Origin of the sequence: Actinacidiphila epipremni (assembly GCF_012034175.1) — a bacterium.
Taxonomy (GTDB): Bacteria; Actinomycetota; Actinomycetes; order Streptomycetales; family Streptomycetaceae; genus Actinacidiphila; species Actinacidiphila epipremni.
Genome location: NZ_JAATEJ010000007.1, coordinates 178,167 through 191,739 on the forward strand (window position 1 = coordinate 178,167; position 13,573 = coordinate 191,739).

Below are 13,573 nucleotides of genomic sequence, written 5' to 3' on the forward strand. Positions count from 1 at the left end.
CCTTGGAGTGCGCCTTCGGGCGCAGGTGCGGGCGCCGCGCCCGTCGGGGGCGCCTCAGGGCGCAGGTGGGGGGATGCAGGACGGAGCCCCCGGTCACGGGGGAACAACCGGGGGCTCCGTGCTACGGAAGCGGTCTTCCGGGACCGCTTGGTTGAAAACGTAATTGCTCTCCGCCAAGGGGTCAAGCCGTGTCCCCCAGGCCCCGGGGGAGCCGGGTCGCGGCGGCGGGGACGGCGCGGTAGCCGTCGGGGGTCTGATGGACCAGCAGGTCGGCGTAGAGGCGGGACGGGTCGGCCGCGAAATGCGCGTCCTCCGCGGCCGACCAGCCGGTCCAGAAGTGCTCCAGCTGCGGGCCGTCGCGGCGCATCCCGCGCGCCCTGGCGACCGGCGGCTCGACCTCCAGCCACAGCAGCAGCGCCAGGTGCGGGCGCAGCGCCCGGCGCCCGGTGCCGACGCCCTCGACGAGCACCACCGGCGCGGCCGGCACCGTGCGCTCGCCGGCGAACCGGCGGGCGGTCCAGTCGTAGACGCCGTGCGTGGCCGCCCGGCCCCCGGCGAAGGGCGTGAGGACCTGCGCGGCGAACCGGTCCTGCCAGCCGAAGGGCTCCTCGTGCGTGGCGAGGTCGTCGGTGTGCAGCACCGGCACCCCGTCCAGCTCCTCGGCCAGCCGCCGGGCCAGCGTGGACTTGCCGGCCCCGGCGTGCCCGTCGACGGCGACCAGCCGCACCGGGCCGCAGGACGGCGGCAGCATGCCCAGCGTGGCGGCGAGCCCGCGCAGGGAAAGGCCGTGTTCCTCCATGACCCGGCAGCCTAGGGCCTGTCGTGCGGACCACCGGGCAGGGGCGCGTACGACGTGCCGGAAAAGGTCGCGACCCGCGGCAGGCCCGGCGTCTACCGTGGGCGGCGTGACCGATTCCGACCACTCCTCAGCCGCCGCGCTCCACCCCGCCGAGCGCCTCCACCTGGCCAGGAAGGCCGTACGCGACGCCGGCGTCGACGCGCTGCTGGTCTCGCCCGGCGCCGACCTGCGCTATCTGACGGGCTACCACGCGCTGCCGCTGGAGCGGCTGACGTGCCTGGTCGTGCCGGCCGAGGCCGACCCCTTCCTGGTCGTGCCCGCGCTGGAGCGGCCCGCCGCGCTCGCCTCGCCCGCCGGCGGCCTGGGCCTGGACATCACCGGCTTCGCCGAGACCGACGACGCCTACGCGCTGATCGCCCGCCGGCTGCCGCCCGGGGTGCGCAGGTTCGCCGTGGACAACCACATGTGGGCCGAGAAGCTGCTGGCCTTCCAGGCCGCGCTGCCCGGCGCCCAGGCGAGCCTGGCCGGGGACGTGCTGCTGGAGCTGCGGATGCGCAAGAGCCCCGCCGAGGTCGAGGCGCTGCGCCGGGCGGGGGCGGCGATCGACCGGGTGCACCGCAGGGTGGGGGAGTGGCTGCGGCCCGGCCGCACCGAGCGCGAGGTCGCCAAGGACATCGCCGACGCCATCGTCGCGGCCGGCCACGCCACCGTGGACTTCGTCATCGTCGGCTCCGGGCCGAACAGCGCGAGCCCGCACCACGAGGTCTCCGACCGGGTCGTCCGGGCCGGCGACCCGGTCGTGGTCGACATCGGCGGCACCACCCCGGAGGGCTACTGCTCCGACTCCACCCGGACCTACGCCGTCGGCGAGCCGCCCGCCGCCTTCCGGGAGCTGTACGCGGTGCTGCTGCGCGCCCAGACCGCGCAGACCGACGCGGTGCGCCCCGGCATCACCGCCGAGGAACTGGACGCGGTCGGCCGCGACATCATCACCGCCGCCGGCTACGGCGAGCACTTCATCCACCGCACCGGCCACGGCATCGGCATGGAGTCGCACGAGGAGCCGTACATCGTCGCGGGCAGCCGGCGGGCGCTCGCCCCGGGCATGGCCTTCTCCATCGAACCGGGCATCTACCTGCCCGACACCTACGGCGCCCGCATCGAGGACATCGCGGTGTGCACCGAAACCGGCGGCGAGCGGCTGAATCTGACCGGGCGTGACCTCGTGGTGCTGCCCGGCTGAGCGCCACAGGACAAGACCAATGACGGTCGCGCCACGCGGCCGGAAAACCTGGTGGAAGGGGCGGCGGTACTGCCATGGTGGTGCGACCTGCCCGCCTGGCGGCGCGCAGGGGTGTCCCGTACCCGTCGAGGGAGAAGAGGGGATTCAGCCATGACCAGTACCGCACCCCGCCGTACCGTCATCACCGCGGCGCTCGCCGCCGCCGCTGCCGCGGCCACCACCGCAGCCGCGCGGCCCGCGGCTGCGGCTTCCGCAGCGCCTGCCACGGCCGCCGGCCGCCACGGGCACGGCGGCGGCGCCGCGCCCGACGACGCGCCGGTCGACTACCACGCGTGGACGACCTTCCCGCAGTGGCTGTCGGGCACGCACGCCGGCACGCTGCCGGTGCCGGGCGTCCGCCCGGGCCTGCGGATCGCCCGCGCGCACGGCACGTCGGACTACACCGACCCGCACACCGGCACCACCGCCGCCTGGGAGTACGCCAGCTGGACCTCCCCGGTACGGCGTGTGCCGCACCCGGCGAGCGAGCTCATCGCGTCCTGGAACGCGCACACCCCGGCCGGCACCTGGATCCAGGTCGAGCTGCTGGGCACGTACACCGACGGCACCGCGACGCCCGCGTACGTGATGGGCCGCTGGACCGCCGGCGACGGCCCCGAGGACATCCGGCGCACCTCGGTGGACGACCAGACCGACGGCAAGAGCAGCATCTGGACCGACACCTTCTCCATCGACGACACCACCGCGGGCCCGCTGCTGGCCTCCTACCGGCTGCGGCTCACGCTCTACCGCAAGCCCGGCAGCCGGCTCACCCCGACCGTGTGGCGGCTGGGCGCGATGGCCTCCGACATCCCGGACCGCTTCACCGTGCCGGCCTCGGTGCCGGGCGTGGCCACCGGCGTCGAACTGCCGGTGCCGGCGTACTCGCAGAACATCCACAAGGGCCAGTACCCGGAGTACGACAACGGCGGCGAGGCGTGGTGCAGCCCGACGTCGTCCACGATGGTCATCGAATACTGGGGCCGCGGGCCGACCGCGGAGCAGCTGGCGTGGGTGGACCCGTCCTACGCCGACCCGCAGGTCGACCAGGGCGCCCGCTACACGTACGACTACCAGTACGAGGGCTGCGGCAACTGGCCCTTCAACGCGGCCTACGCGGCCACCTACCAGGACCTCCAGGGCGTCATCACCCGGCTGCACTCGCTCAGCGACGTCGAGACGCTGATCGCGGCCGGCATCCCGGTGATAACGTCCCAGTCCTTCCTGGCCTCGGAGCTGGACGGCGCCGGATACGGCACCTCGGGGCACCTGATGGCGCTGGTGGGCTTCACCGCCGACGGCGACGTCGTCGCCAACGACCCGGCGAGCGACAGCGACGCGGTGGTCCGCAACGTCTACAAGCGCGCCCAGTTCGAGACGATCTGGCTGCGCACCAAGCGGATCAACGCCTCGGGCGGCGTCAGCGGCGGCACCGGCGGGGTGTGCTACCTCTACTTCCCCGCCAAGCCCAGCCCGCGGCAGCGGCGCGCCCTGGCGGCGGTCGGGGTGGTGTGACCGGGCCGCCCGGACCGCTCACGACCGGCCGCAGATGACCGGCCGCGGATGACCGGCGGCCCGCCGGAAACCCCAATTGGTAGAGACCAATTTGTGGATTGCTCTAAAGGTCTGGACCAACTCATTGACGGGTTCGCGTCAGCGCAGGATTCTGCTGCCACGTTCCCCCAAGGAGGTCCAGACGTGAAGCGTCTCCATGCACTGGGTTCCGGCGTGGCCGCCGCCGCGCTCGCCGTGGCCGGGCTCGGCGCCACCGCCACCTTCGGTGCCGGCCAGGCCGACGGCGCGACGGCGGCGGCCAACGCCCTGAGCAACCAGTGGTACGCCGCCGCCCCGTACCTGATGCCGACCGACAACAACCCGCCGGACGCGACCGCGATCATGGACGCCACCGGCCTGAAGGCCTTCCAGCTCGCCTTCATCCTCGCCCCCAACGGCGGCGGCTGCAGCCCCACCTGGGGCGGCACCAGCGCCGTCTCCTCCGACACCGCGGTCGGCAACGTCATCTCCGCGATCCGGGCCAAGGGCGGCGACGTCTCGGTCTCGATCGGCGGCTACGGCGGCACCAAGCTCGGCCAGGCGTGTTCCGACGCGGCCTCCACCGCCGCCGCGTACCAGCAGGTCATCAACAAGTACCAGCTCAAGGCGATGGACTTCGACCTGGAGGAGCCGGAGTACGAGAACACCGCCGCCGTCGCGCACGAGATCGGCGCGGCCAAGATCCTCCAGCAGAACAACCCGGGCCTGTTCATCTCGGTGACCACCGCCGGCACCGCGGCCGGCACCGGCTGGTTCGGCCAGCAGATGCTCAACGAGGCCAAGTCGCAGGGCTTCACGCCCAACAACTTCTCCATCATGCCCTTCGACGGCGGCTTCAACGGCGCCGCGTCGCAGACCGCCGCGCTCACCGCCTTCAACGGCCTGCTGAAGTCCACCTTCGGCTGGGACACCGCGACCGCGTACGCCCACGAGGGCTTCTCCGGCATGAACGGCCGCAGCGACTCGGGCGAGTACTTCTACCAGTCCGACTTCCAGACGGTGCTGAACTACGCCACCAGCAACCACATGGGCCGCTTCACCTTCTGGTCGCTCAACCGCGACCGGCAGTGCAACCCGCCGGACAACGGCACCACGTCCGGGACGTGCAGCAGCGTGCCGCAGGCGGCCTGGGACTTCGCGAAGTTCTCGGTGAAGTTCGCCGGCGTCACCCCGCCGACCAACCCGCCCACCACCCCGCCGACCACCCCGCCCGGCGGCGGCACCTGCACGGTGGCCGAGTGGAGCGCGTCGGCGGTCTACGTCGGCGGCAACGAGGTCGCCCACAAGGGCCACAAGTGGAAGGCCAAGTGGTGGACCACCAACGAGGAGCCCGGCACCACCGGCGAGTGGGGCGTGTGGCAGGACGAGGGCACCTGCTGAGCGCTGGCGCGAACGCGCAACTCCCGTACTGACAAGGTCGTTTGACGGGGCGTCGAGCGACCGCGCCAGGCCCCGGGAAAATGGCCGGAAAACGATGGTGGGCCCGCGGCTGCGCACGCCGCGGGCCCACCATGGTGTCCGGTCGTCCCCCGCGCCTGGCGCGATGTCGCCGTTGCGCGTTCCCGCACGTGCACATGCCGGTGGTTGTTGACCGAAAACGGACGTAGCGTCTCCGGATGGTTGTTTCGCTCCGAACACACGATCAGTAGCCTCACAGGGAAAGCGGCCCACCCGTCCGCGGCAGTGCGCTCCGGACGCGTCCACCCGGCCCCCCGACCTGGAGACTCCACCGTGACTGACCGTCCCTCCTGGGCACCACCCGGCATCGACATCAACGTGCCCAGCGTGTCCCGGGTGTACGACTACTTCCTCGGCGGTTCGCACAACTTCGAGGTGGACCGGGAGGCCGCCCGGCACGTCCTCAAGGCCGTGCCGGCGATGCCCAAGGTCGGTCAGGCCAACCGCGCGATGATGCGCCGGGCGGTGCGCTACGCCGCCGGCCGCGGCATCGACCAGTTCCTCGACATCGGCTCGGGCATACCCACCTTCGGCAACGTCCACGAGGTCGTGCACGCGCTCAACCCGGAAGCGAACGTCGTCTACGTCGACAACGACCCGGTCGCCGTCGAGCACAGCCGGGCGGTCCTGGAGGGCAACGCGCACGCCACCATCGCCGCCGCCGACCTGCGCGACCCGCAGTCGGTCCTGGACCACCCCGAGACCCGTCGGCTGCTGGACTTCGACCGGCCGGTCGCGCTGCTGCTGGTCGCGGTGCTGCACTTCCTGTCCGACGAGGACGACGCGCACGGCGTGGTCGCCACCCTCCGCGACGCCCTCGCGCCCGGCAGCGTACTGGTGATCACCCACGCCACCGTGACCCCGCACGACCGCTCCCTCGACGACGACGTGCACCGCGGCGCCGCGGTCTACCAGCGCACCAGGACCCCGCTGATCCTGCGCCCGGTCCCCGAGGTGGAACGCTTCTTCACCGGCTTCGAACTGCTGCAGCCCGGCGTCGTCCCGATGCCGCACTGGCGCCCCGACACCCCGCCCGGCGACGACATCGACCCGGCGGTGCTGACCGGGTTCGCCGGTGTGGGGCTCAAGGCGTGACCGCGCGACCGGCCCCCTCCGGGCGCGGCCCGGACGGGACCCCGGTGGTCCGGGCCACCGGCCGGGCCGCCGCCGCCGAGGACAGCCTGGCGCGCTTCGCCGCGATATGGAGCCGGGCGATCTACCCGGTGACCGCCACCTCGATGACCCGCGCCGAGTTCGAGGCGCACCTGCTGCCGCTGGCCCGCTCGCTGCGCGACTCGCTGCACGCCACCCGCTTTGACCCGCGCGACGCCGTACCCGTCGGCACCGCCCTGGTCGCCGCGCACTGCACCGACCCCGAGGCGCTGCCCAGCATCCTCGGCGTCATCGACGCCTACATGGTGCTCTACTGCGGCCCCGGGCCGGGCCTGGCCGCCGACGAGTGCCGGGTGCGCTGCTCCCGGCTGCAGCACGCGGTGGCGGTCGGCTTCTCGCAGGCGCTGCGCGAACGCACCCTGCGCGAGCAGGAGTCCATCTCGCGGGCCGCGCTCAACGCCAAGACCGAGGCCGAGATCGCGCTGGCGGCCAGCGAGGCCCGCTTCCGCGCGGTGTTCGAGACCGCCGGCATCGGGATCGGCATCGCCGACCTCGACGGCACCGTACTGGAGGTCAACGACGCGCTCACCGGGATGCTCGGCAACGAGTCCTACATCCGCCAGCGCCGGGTCGGCGAGTGGACCCACCCCGACAACGCCCCCGGCACCGACCACCTCAACCGCGAGCTGGTACGCGGCGAACGCGACCATTACCACGTGGAGAAGGCCTTCCCCCGCTCGGACGGCACGGTGCTGTGGGCCGACGTGCAGGTCTCGCTGCTGCGCGACACCGCCGGGCGCCCGCGCTACCAGCTCGCGCTGCTGGAGGACGTCACCGAGCGCCGCCGGCTGCTGGAGCGGCTGCGCCACCAGGCCACCCACGACGCGCTCACCGGGCTGCCCAACCGGGCGCTGTTCTTCGAGCGCCTCGACCAGGCGCTCGCCGAGAACACCGGCGCCGGCGGTACGGGCAGCGGCAATAAGGCCAGCCGTAAGGGCGGTACGGGCCCGGGCGGCGCGGCGCCCGCGCCCCGGCAGATCGGTGTGTGCTACCTCGACCTCGACGGCTTCAAGGCCGTCAACGACAGCCTCGGCCACGCCGTCGGCGACCGGCTGCTGGTCGCCGTCGCCGACCGGCTGCGCGGCTGCCTCACCACGCCCGACCAGCTGGTCGCCCGCGTCGGCGGCGACGAGTTCGTCGCCCTCTACGCCGACCCGCCGGACCTGCGCGCCGTCACCGAGCTGGCCGCCCGCATCCTCACGGCACTGTCCGCGCCGGTCCTGCTCGACGACCGGCAGCTGCCGGTGCACGGCAGCATCGGCATCGTGCACGGCCCGGTCGGCGGGCGCGGCGCCGAGGACGTCCTGCGCAGCGCCGACATCACGATGTACCGCGCCAAGGAGCGCGGCGGCAACCGCTACGAGGTCGCCGACCCGGCCGCCGACGCCCGCGCGATCACCCGGCACGGCCTGACCAACCAGCTGCCCAGCGCACTGCGGCACGACGAGTTCTTCGTGGAGTACCAGCCGCTCATCGGCCTGGAGGACAACGCGGTCCTGGGCGCCGAGGCACTGGTGCGCTGGAGCCACCCCGTGCACGGCGTGCTCGGCCCCGACCAGTTCATCCCGCTCGCCGAGAGCACCGGGCAGATCGTGCCGCTCGGCCGCTGGGTGCTGGAGCAGGCCGCGCAGCAGGCCCAGGACTGGCGCCAGGACCTGCAGTGCGCCGGCCGCCCGCCCCGTATCAACGTCAACCTCTCGCCCGTGCAGCTCGGCCACCCCGACCTGGTCGCCGAGGTCGCCGCGGTGCTCGACGAGACCGGCCTGGAGCCCACCGCGCTGTGCCTGGAGGTCACCGAGAGCGCCCTGATCGGCGCCGACGAGGACGCCCTCAAGCCGCTGCGGCGGATCGCCGACCTCGGCGTCGCCATCGCCCTGGACGACTTCGGCACCGGCTACTCCAACCTCTCCTCGCTGCGCTGGCTCCCGGTCAGCGTGCTCAAGCTCGACCGCTCCTTCACCCGCGGCATGCGGCAGCCGCAGCCCGACCCGGTCGAGGTCAAGATCGTCGAGGGCATCGTCTCGCTCGCCCACGACCTCAACCTCACCGTCACGGTCGAGGGCGTCGAGACCCGCGCCCAGGCCGAGCACCTGCGGGCGCTGGGCTGCGACACCGCGCAGGGCTGGTATTACGGCAAGGCCGGGCCCGCCGACCAGCTGCACAAGCTGAGCCTGGCCGACGCGGGCTGAGCGCCCCGCTGTGATGGAATCCCCTGGTACGCCGCCATCCGGACCGGGGAGTTCCACTGAGCACCGCTGCCGCAGAGACGCTGTCCGTGGCCGCGCTGCTGCTCGTCCTGGGCTTCGCCGTGCTGCGCCCGCGCGGCTGGCCCGAGGCCGCGGCGGCGGTGCCGGCCGCGGTCCTGCTCACCGCGGTGGGCGCGGTGCCGGTGTCCGCGGCGTGGCACCAGATCAAGGAGCTGGCACCGGTCGTCGGCTTCCTGGCCGCGGTCCTGGTGCTGGCCGAACTGTGCGCCGAGGACGGGCTGTTCACCGCCGCGGGCGACGCGCTCTCGCAGGCCTGCCACGGCCGCCCGCAGCGGCTGCTCGCCGGGGTCTTCGCGGTCGCCGCCGTCGTCACCGCGGTGCTCAGCCTGGACGCCACCGTCGTGCTGCTCACCCCGGTGGTCATCGCCACCGCCTCGCGCGCCGGCGCCCGCCCCCGCCCGCACGTCTACGCGTGCGCGCACCTGGCCAACTCCGCCTCGCTGCTGCTGCCGGTGTCCAACCTGACCAACCTGCTGGCCTTCACCGCCGCGGGCGTCACCTTCACCCGGTTCGCCGCGCTGATGGCCGTGCCGTGGGTGCTGGCCGTCGGCATCGAGTACCTGGTCTTCCGGCGCTTCTTCGCCGCGGACCTCGCCGTCACCGAGCACCCGCCCGAGCGCGGCGAACCGCCCGCCGTGCCGGTCCTCACCCTCGTGGTGCTGGCCCTGACCCTCGTCGGCTTCGCCGTCACCTCGCTGGCCGGGATCAACCCGGCGTGGGCGGCGCTCGGCGGCGCGCTGGTGCTGGGCGGGCGGGCGCTGTACCGCCGCAAGGCCACGGTGGGCGGCCTGGTCGTCGCCGCCGGGCCGCTGTTCTGCCTGTTCGTGCTGGCCCTCGGTGTCGTCGTCGAGGCGGTCGTACGGGGCGGGCTGTCGGACGCGGCCGGCAGCGTCCTGCCCGACGGCAGCGGCCTGCCCGCGCTGCTGGGCGTCGCCGCCTTCGCCGCGGTCCTGGCCAACGTCATCAACAACCTGCCGGCGACCCTCGCGCTGCTGCCGCTCGCCGAGCCCGGCGGCCCCGGCCCGGTGCTCGCCGTGCTCATCGGCGTCAACCTCGGCCCCAACCTCGGCTACGCCGGCTCGCTGGCGACGCTGCTGTGGCGCCGGGTGCTGCGCGACCACGGGGCCGACGCGAACCTGCGCACCTTCACCAAGCTCGGCCTGCTCACCGTGCCGCCCACGCTGGTCGCGGCGACCGTCGCGCTGTGGGCCGGGCTGCGGCTCACCGGGACCTGACGCCCGCTCAGCCCTGCTTCTCCAGGGTGGCCGGCGCCCCCGCGGCCTGCGAGCCCGCGTCCAGTCGCAGATGCGTCGCGTCGGTCATGGACAGCGTGTAGGTGCGCCCCTTGGGGCAGCCCAGCCCGGAGTCCGGGTCGGTCGGCGTGCTGGTGACCGCCCGGAGGACCACCGTGGCGCCCTGCACCTGGGACAGCTCCAGGTCCTCGGTGCAGCCGGCCTCCGCGGAGGTGCCCACGGCGCTGATGTTGCTGATCTGCCGGCCGACGGTGCTGCCCCGCTCGCCGCCGTTCAGCGTGAGGGTGACCTTGACGTCGCTGGTGCCCTGCAAGACGCTGCCGGGGCCCTCGCCGAACCAGGTGCCGACCCAGGAGGCCGGCAGCGCGCCGGCCGCCGTGGACGCCCCGTTCGACGGGCTGCCCGAGCCCTTGCCGCCGCCGCTTGCGCCGCCGTCCGCCGATCCGCCGTGGTCGCCGCCGCCCTGGCTGAGCACCACCGCCACGACGGCCGCGACCACGGCGGCGCCGGCCGCCGCGAGCACCGGGACCGCGACCCGCCGCCGCGCCGGCTTCCCGGCCGCGGGCGCGCCGCCGCCGTGCGGGCCGTACGGCTGCGGCGCGGGCGCGGGCGTGGGCGCGGGGCCGTACGGCGTCGTCCCCGGGGCGTACGGGGAGGTCCCCGCGGTGTACGGCGAGGGGCCGGGACCTGCGGCGTACGGCGGGGTCCCGGACCCCTCGGCGTACGGCTTGCCCGGGCCGGCCGTGTACGGCGTGGTCGCGGGCCCCGGGCCGTACGGCGACGCGCCGGCCTGCGGGCCCGCCGGTGCCGCGCCGAGCGCCGCCAGGGTCCGCTCCTGCCGGGCCGTCAGCTCCGCCGCCCGGCAGCAGCGCCGCCGCGGCAGCCGCGCCGGGCCGCTCGCGCGGGTCCTTGGCCAGGCACGCCCGGACCAGCGGCAGCACCACGTCCGGTACGCCGCCGAGGTCGGCCTCCTCGTGCACCACCCGGTACAGCAGCGCCGGCGCCGACGCCTCCTCACCCGGACGGTGGAACGGCCCGCGCCCGGTGGCCGCGTACACCAGCACGCACGCCAGCGCGAACAGGTCGCCCGGCTCGGCCGCGACCCCCGCCGTGGCCTGCTCGGGCGCCATGTAGCCGGGCGAGCCGATCATCCCGCCGGTGCTGGTGTGCCGGGAGTCCTCCGCGGCCCGGGCGATCCCGAAGTCGATGAGCAGCGGTCGCCGCTCGGCCAGCAGCACATTGGACGGCTTGACGTCGCGATGCGCCAGCCCCGCCTCGTGCACGGTCCGCAGCGCCGCGCACAGCTCTGCGGCCAGCGTCGCCACGGCCGGCGCCGGCAGCGGGCCCCGCGCGGCGACCCGGTCGGTGAGCGACGGCGCCGGTACGTACTCGGTCGCCAGCCACTGCGGGGACGCCCCGGGCGGGCTGAAGTCCACCACCGCGACCGTCCACGGCGAGCGCACCCGGTCGGCGTTGCGGATCTCCCGGGCGAACCGCTCGCCGAAGCCGGGATCGAGGGCGAATTCCGGCCGCACGGTCTTGAGCGCCAGCGCCCGGCCCGCCGGCGTCCGCGCCAGAAACACCTGTCCCATGCCACCCGCTCCGAGCCGGGCGAACAGCGGATAACCGCCGATCGACCGCGGGTCGCCGGCCCCCAGACTCTCCATGCGCGAAGCGTACGACGCCCGGCCCCGGCGCCCCGCCGGTTGCCGGAAACCGTTGCCCGCCTGCGACACCGGGCCGGTCGACTGCCGGTCGACTGCGGAAAGCCCCGGTGACGCGCGTCGCCCGATCGGGCATACTCCATCGCGCCGGTGGCGATGATCAGCCCCTGCCGAGACCCGGTACGGGAACCTCGCCGCCGGGTATGCCCATCGGACGGCACCGCCCACCCACGGCGGACGCCACCGTCGCCCCCGACCGGGAGGAGTGCGCCGCGATGCAGGAACACGGTCCGCAGCCGGTGATCCGCCAACTGCCCACCGAGGAGGCGCGCGACCTGCTCGCGCTCACCCGGGACCTGGCCCGGCGGGAGATCGCCCCCGCCGCCGCGGCCGACGAGGACGCCGGGCGCTTCCCGCGCGAGACGTTCACCCTGATCGGCGAGGCCGGCCTGCTCGGCCTGCCCTACCCCGAGGAGTACGGCGGCGCGGGCCAGCCGTACGAGGTCTACCTCCAGGTGCTGGAGGAGCTGGCCGCCGCCCGCCTCACCGTCGGGCTCGGCGTCAGCGTCCACACCCTGTCCTGCCACGCGGTGGCGAGCTACGGCAGCAAGGAGCAGCGCGCCGAGCACCTGCCCGCGATGCTCGGCGGCGCCCTGCTGGGCGCGTACTGCCTGTCGGAGCCCACCTCGGGCTCGGACGCCGCCGCGCTGCGCACCCGCGCGGTGCGCGACGGCGGCGACTGGGTGCTGGACGGCACCAAGGCGTGGATCACCCACGGCGGCGTCGCCGACTTCTACACCGTCCTGGCCCGCAGCGGCGGCGAGGGCGCGCGCGGCATCTCCGCCTACCTCGTCCCCGGCGACGCGCCCGGCCTGAGCGCCGCCGCACCCGAGCGGAAGATGGGCCTGAAGGGCTCGCCCACCGCCCAGGTGCACTTCGACGGCGTACGCGTCCCCGACGCCCGCCGGATCGGCGAGGAGGGCCAGGGCTTCACCATCGCGCTCGGCGCCCTCGACTCCGGCCGGCTCGGCATCGCCGCGTGCGCCACCGGCCTCGCCCAGGCCGCACTCGACGGCGCCCTCGGATACGTCCTCCAGCGGCGGCAGTTCGGCCGGCCCGTCGCCGACTTCCAGGGCCTGCGCTTCATGCTCGCCGACATGGCCACCCGGATCGAGGCCGGCCGCGCCCTGTACCTGTCCGCGGCGCGGCTGCGGGACGCCGGGCGGCCCTTCACCGCGCAGGCCGCCATGGCCAAGCTCTTCTGCACCGACACCGCCATGCAGGTCACCACCGACGCGGTCCAGCTGCTCGGCGGCTACGGCTACACCGCGGACTTCCCGCTGGAGCGCCACATGCGCGAGGCGAAGGTGCTGCAGATCGTGGAGGGCACCAACCAGATCCAGCGGATAGTGGTCGCCCGCCACCTGGCCGGCCCGGAGACCAGGCGCTGACGCGGGGCCGCGGGGCGGGTCCGGCGGGACGTACGCGGCAGGGTCCGCGCGGGTCGCGCCCGCCGGCGGCCGAAGGGCCGCCGGCCGGCACGCGGCAGGGGCGGCCCCCGCCGCTCGCGTCCGGACCGGCGGCAGCCGCTACGCCGCGAGGCGCTGCTCGGGCAGGTGCCGGGGCCGCGACTCGGGGCCGCCGACGTGCGAGAAGGGCTGGGTGCGCCAGTCCAGGCCGGCCGGCAGCGTCAGCAGCGCCGCCAGCTCCTGCCGCGCGTCGGCGGCCGGGTCGGCGTCGAGCGGGCGGGCCTCGGCGACCGAGCGCCCCGAGCCGTCGCAGACGGTCAGGCCGAACGGATTCCACGGCGTCGGGCACAGGGCGTGCTGCGGCAGCCGCTCCTCGTCCGCGAAGACCGCGATGGGCCGGCCGCAGCCGGGGCACGACAGCCGGATCAGGTCCGCGGCGTCCTCGTCGAGCCCGTCCTCGGCGTCAGCGGCGAAGAGCTCGGCGAGGTCGGCGGGCTCGTCGGACGGCTCGGCGTCCGGCAGGCCGGCGGACGCCACGGCCGGCGTCGCGACGGGTTCGTGACCCTCCTCGAACGCGGGCCTCGTCCGCTCGCTGCGGCTGTGGCGCACGTGATTGCGCATGATGTGTCCCCCTCGGGTGGGATGCCCTTCAAC

Annotated in this window: 10 protein-coding genes and 1 pseudogene; 7 read left to right on the forward strand and 4 right to left on the reverse strand. The window is 74.7% G+C overall.

Annotated features, from left to right (window positions below; genetic code table 11):
• Positions 1-181: 181 nt before the first annotated feature.
• The gene (locus HCN08_RS12235; RefSeq protein ID WP_167983023.1) at positions 182-799 is read right to left on the reverse strand and encodes a uridine kinase family protein; all 618 of its coding nucleotides are present in this window, start codon (positions 797-799) and stop codon (positions 182-184) included.
• A 106-nt stretch (positions 800-905) separates the two neighbouring features.
• On the opposite strand from HCN08_RS12235, the gene HCN08_RS12240 reads away from it, so the two are divergent.
• From HCN08_RS12240 to HCN08_RS12265, 6 genes are all read left to right on the forward strand, one after another.
• Positions 906-2,042, forward strand: a complete 1,137-nt coding sequence (locus tag HCN08_RS12240) for a M24 family metallopeptidase (protein ID WP_407648744.1) — start codon at positions 906-908, stop codon at positions 2,040-2,042.
• A gap of 150 nt (positions 2,043-2,192) precedes the next feature.
• Positions 2,193-3,596 carry a peptidase C39 family protein gene (locus HCN08_RS12245; RefSeq protein ID WP_167983025.1) on the forward strand — a complete coding sequence of 468 codons (1,404 nt, stop codon included), beginning with the start codon at positions 2,193-2,195 and terminating at the stop codon, positions 3,594-3,596.
• Positions 3,597-3,779: 183 nt separating this feature from the next.
• Positions 3,780-5,015: a carbohydrate-binding protein gene (locus HCN08_RS12250; RefSeq protein WP_322974396.1), complete on the forward strand. Its 1,236-nt coding sequence runs from the start codon at positions 3,780-3,782 to the stop codon at positions 5,013-5,015.
• A gap of 351 nt (positions 5,016-5,366) precedes the next feature.
• Positions 5,367-6,188, forward strand: coding sequence for an SAM-dependent methyltransferase (locus HCN08_RS12255; protein WP_167983026.1), 822 nt, complete (start codon positions 5,367-5,369; stop codon positions 6,186-6,188).
• A complete protein-coding gene (locus HCN08_RS12260) occupies positions 6,185-8,455 on the forward strand; it encodes a putative bifunctional diguanylate cyclase/phosphodiesterase (RefSeq protein ID WP_407648745.1) in 2,271 nt (756 codons plus the stop codon). The genes HCN08_RS12255 and HCN08_RS12260 overlap by 4 nt, the downstream gene beginning before the upstream one ends.
• A 56-nt stretch (positions 8,456-8,511) precedes the next feature.
• Complete coding sequence (locus tag HCN08_RS12265; RefSeq protein ID WP_167983111.1) at positions 8,512-9,768, forward strand: SLC13 family permease; 1,257 nt, start codon at positions 8,512-8,514, stop codon at positions 9,766-9,768.
• 7 nt (positions 9,769-9,775) lie between these two features.
• Here the strand turns inward: HCN08_RS12265 and HCN08_RS12270 are convergent, their stop codons facing one another.
• Together HCN08_RS12270 and HCN08_RS36915 are read right to left on the reverse strand one after the other, a co-directional pair.
• Positions 9,776-10,804, reverse strand: coding sequence for a hypothetical protein (locus HCN08_RS12270; protein WP_167982885.1), 1,029 nt, complete (start codon positions 10,802-10,804; stop codon positions 9,776-9,778).
• Positions 10,722-11,453, reverse strand: a pseudogene (locus HCN08_RS36915) (serine/threonine-protein kinase); the annotation flags it as partial. The pseudogene HCN08_RS36915 and the gene HCN08_RS12270, both read right to left, overlap by 83 nt.
• Before the next feature lie 272 nt (positions 11,454-11,725).
• On the opposite strand from HCN08_RS36915, the gene HCN08_RS12275 reads away from it, so the two are divergent.
• Positions 11,726-12,901, forward strand: coding sequence for an acyl-CoA dehydrogenase family protein (locus HCN08_RS12275; protein ID WP_167983112.1), 1,176 nt, complete (start codon positions 11,726-11,728; stop codon positions 12,899-12,901).
• Positions 12,902-13,039: 138 nt separating this feature from the next.
• On the opposite strand, the gene HCN08_RS12280 is transcribed toward HCN08_RS12275, so the two are convergent.
• Positions 13,040-13,540, reverse strand: coding sequence for a hypothetical protein (locus HCN08_RS12280; RefSeq protein WP_206318676.1), 501 nt, complete (start codon positions 13,538-13,540; stop codon positions 13,040-13,042).
• Between the last annotated feature and the right edge of the window lie 33 nt (positions 13,541-13,573).